Here is a 1,920-nt window from a genome sequence, read left to right on the forward strand (position 1 = left end):
GATGTGCGCCGTGGAGGCGGCCAAGCGCGGCCGTTCGGTGCTGATCCTCGATCATGCGGCGGCGCCTGGCGAGAAGATCCGCATCTCCGGCGGCGGCCGGTGCAATTTCACCAACATCCATGCCAGCCCGAAGAATTTTCTGTCGGGCAATCCGCATTTCTGCATTTCGGCGCTCAGTCGCTACGCGCAGCGCGATTTCATCGCCCTCGTCGAACGACACCGCATTGCCTATCACGAAAAGACGCTTGGGCAGCTGTTCTGCGATGGCTCCGCACGCCAGATCATCGGCATGCTGGTCTCGGAAATGCAGGGCAGGGGCGTGGAGCTGGCGCTCTCGGCCAGCGTTGAGGATGTCCGCAAAACCGTGGAGGGGTTTGCGCTCACCCTCTCCACAGGCTTGGTTACTTGCCAGTCGCTGGTCGTGGCCTGCGGCGGCAAGTCGATCCCCAAGATGGGTGCGACCGGCTTCGGCTATGAGCTTGCCGAACGGTTCGGCCTTGCCATCGTCGAAACGCGACCGGCGCTGGTGCCGCTGACGTTCGACGCAAACACGCTCGAGCGGCTAGCGCCGCTGGCAGGCAATGCGGTCGACGCGGAAGTCGCCTGCGGCAAGACGCGGTTCTCCGAAGCGATGCTGTTCACGCATCGCGGCGTCAGCGGGCCATCCATCCTGCAGATCTCATCCTATTGGCGCGAGGGCGATGAAATCCGCATCGCCATGCTGCCGGGAGTTGACGTGGCGGACCTCGTTCGGGTGGCCAAGCGAAGCAATGGGCGGCAAGCGGCACAGACGGTGCTGGCAAATCATCTGCCGAAGCGGCTTGCGCAGTCGATCGCCGAGCGCACCGGGATCGACGGCAACCTTGCTGATCTTTCCGACGCCCAGATGAAAACCATAGCTGCCGCAGTCAATGACTGGCGCATCAAGCCTGCCGGCTCAGAGGGCTACCGGACCGCCGAAGTGACGCTGGGTGGGGTCGACACCAACGGGCTGGACCAGAAGACGATGCAGGCGAAATCCGTGCCGGGCCTGTTCTTCATCGGCGAAGTCGTCGATGTCACGGGTTGGCTGGGTGGCTATAATTTCCAGTGGGCATGGTCGTCGGGCTGGGTGGCAGGCCAGGCGGCCTAGGCTTGCGTCCGTGGCTTCGCCCCGGCAGCCGCTTTCTTCTTCTTTTTGGCCTGATTGTAATCGATCGCTGCGCGGACGAGCTCTTTTAAAGCGCCCTCATTGAGCCTGTCGCCCTCGAACATGTCGATTGCCCGCCACACCTTGCCGCCAAAACCATTGTTGAACAGATTGTCGGGGTCCGGCAGGCTGGCGCCATGGGAAAAGGTGAGTTTCACCTTGTCCTTGTGGGCGTTGCCGACCACGATGTTCCCGTCGAGGCACCATACCGGGCTGCCCATCCACTTCCACTCCTCGACGATGTCCGGGTCGGCTGCAAGGATGGTCTTGCGGATGCCGGCGAGCGTCTCGCCGCGCCAATCGGTGAGGCCGGCGATCAGTTGGCCGATCTGTTGCGAGGGGGTCATTGGGTGTCTCCTGTGCCTCGACGCGTTTCAACCGTCGCCCGTTACCAGCGCGCCAGTTGGGTGATCTGAATGAGGTTGCCGCAGCTGTCGTTCAACTGGGCGATGGTCGAGCCGGTCACCTCGGTCGGCGGTTTGATAAACGCGCCACCCTTCGCCTTGATACGCTCGTAGTCGCCCTTGACGTCGTCGGTGAAGAACATGACGGCGGGCTGGCCCTGCTTGAAGATGGCTTCCTGATAGGCCTTGGCGGCCGGGTTGTCGTTGAGCGCGAGTTGCAGCTCGGTTCCATCAGGCTCTTCGGCCGAGGCCACGGTCAGCCAACGATAAGGCCCGTTGCTGAAATCGGCCTTTTTGGTGAAGCCCAGCACGTCGGTGTAGAAGCGC

General features: G+C 62.7%; 3 protein-coding genes. 1 reads left to right on the top strand and 2 read right to left on the bottom strand.

The features are described 5' to 3' along the window. Position 1: 1 nt before the first annotated feature. Positions 2 to 1,132, top strand: coding sequence for an NAD(P)/FAD-dependent oxidoreductase (locus tag EN750_RS32100; protein WP_145968118.1), 1,131 nt, complete (start codon positions 2 to 4; stop codon positions 1,130 to 1,132). On the opposite strand, the gene EN750_RS32105 is transcribed toward EN750_RS32100, so the two are convergent. Further along, positions 1,129 to 1,536, bottom strand: coding sequence for a DUF1801 domain-containing protein (locus EN750_RS32105; RefSeq protein ID WP_127399091.1), 408 nt, complete (start codon positions 1,534 to 1,536; stop codon positions 1,129 to 1,131). The genes EN750_RS32100 and EN750_RS32105 overlap by 4 nt on opposite strands. Before the next feature lie 41 nt (positions 1,537 to 1,577). Next, positions 1,578 to 1,920 (bottom strand): VOC family protein (locus EN750_RS32110; protein WP_127399092.1); only part of this gene is annotated, 343 nt, incomplete at its 5' end.

The organism is Mesorhizobium sp. M7A.F.Ca.ET.027.03.2.1, assembly GCF_003999175.1.
In the GTDB taxonomy this organism is placed as follows: Bacteria; Pseudomonadota; Alphaproteobacteria; order Rhizobiales; family Rhizobiaceae; genus Mesorhizobium.